The following is a 1255-nucleotide window of genomic DNA, read 5'->3' on the forward strand; positions in this document are numbered from 1 at the left end:
TCTCCTCACGCAGGTCGAACACCATCTTGACGGCGCGATCACGCAACTCTTGCGGGTACTTCCTCGGTGCGGGCACGACTCCCAGCCTTCCAGTCTTGGGAGCCTCCAACCAACCCGGGGCAGCTCAATGCGCGGTATGGAGGGGGGCGGTTGGCCGGAGTGGCAGGCGCGGGATCGGGCCGACGATCGCGGCGAAAGCCAACACCGAATACGTGCTGTTCTTAGCAAGGCTTGCCTGCTAACGTCTAATCTAGTCGAAGCGCTTCGACCGGCATTTCGACAGTAGGGGGAAATGCTGCGATAGGCACACTCTAGAAGTCGGGAAATCTCATTGCAACAAGCGGCGATCGCGCCGCCAAGCTGCTCGAGCCGTTGCCGGGTGATCATGCGGGTGGGACACTCGGCGTGTAGGGCAGTTGGTGGCCCGACCACAGGCGGCTCAGCCCCAGTGTTGCAGTAGCCGGTCGTACTCGGCCTGGGTGATCGGCAGGACGGTGCCGTGGCGTGGCCGGCCGGGCATGGTGTAGCCGGAGACGGGTGACCATTGCCGGGTGTTCAGGTCGGTGGTCGTGAACGGTACGTAGCCCCGGCCTCCGTACTCGTCGATGAACATGTACCAGCGCTCGTCGGTGTTCGATTTGAAGACCAACGGGCCCTCGCCTTGGCTGATCGCGTTGTTCCCGAGGCAGTCTGCGACGAACGAGTAGGTGCGGTTGAGTATGGTCGCCGACTTGTCCGCGAGGATGAACTTGCCGCACGCGGTCTGCGACGAGCTCCGCTCGTCCTTCGTGAAGCGGTAGTAGGTACCGTTGTGTTTGATGAGCGTCGAGTCGATCGTCGAGTAGCCTTTGTCGACCCAGACCTGCGCGGCGCTGAAGGTCCGGAAGTCGGATGTCGTGGCGTACATCATCCGGTTGTAGGTGTTGCCGGTGTGGTCTGTGTGGACGTCGCGGTGAGGTCGGATCGTGGAATGGCTGTGTCATTGAATCCGTCCAGTGTGGTGGTGGAGGGTTGTCGGCGTCATGTCGGGGCACTGCCGCGCTGTTGCCCGTGCGGTGCCCCGTCAGGTCTCGTGTCAGACGCGGCGGCGGGTGAAGCGCTGGTTGGGGTTGCCGTTGTAGGTGTATTGGGAGATGCGGGCGCCGTCGGCGGTGGAGTACTGCCAGACGTCCATGGCCAGGCCGGATTGCCGGTTGACGAGGCTGATCACGTCACCGCCGTGGTCGACCACGCGCCACTGCTGGCCGGTGGCGCC

The 1255-nt window shown here is 63.6% G+C and carries 2 protein-coding genes; both read right to left on the bottom strand.

Features of this window, described 5'->3' with window-relative positions:
• Positions 1 to 439: 439 nt before the first annotated feature.
• The gene (locus ACTWQA_RS59055; protein ID WP_443167509.1) at positions 440 to 910 is read right to left on the bottom strand and encodes a glycoside hydrolase family 43 protein; all 471 of its coding nucleotides are present in this window, start codon (positions 908 to 910) and stop codon (positions 440 to 442) included.
• A gap of 165 nt (positions 911 to 1075) precedes the next feature.
• The coding region (locus ACTWQA_RS59060) for an RICIN domain-containing protein (protein ID WP_443167510.1) at positions 1076 to 1255 on the bottom strand (180 nt) is incomplete at its 5' end.

The organism is Nonomuraea sp. 10N515B, from assembly GCF_052245915.1.
In the GTDB taxonomy this organism is placed as follows: Bacteria; Actinomycetota; Actinomycetes; order Streptosporangiales; family Streptosporangiaceae; genus Nonomuraea.

What these genes read in the sequence shown, in the direction of transcription:
- ACTWQA_RS59055 (WP_443167509.1), bottom strand. Translation starts at nt 910, where the DNA reads ATGATGTACGCCACGACATCCGACTTCCGGACCTTCAGCGCCGCGCAG.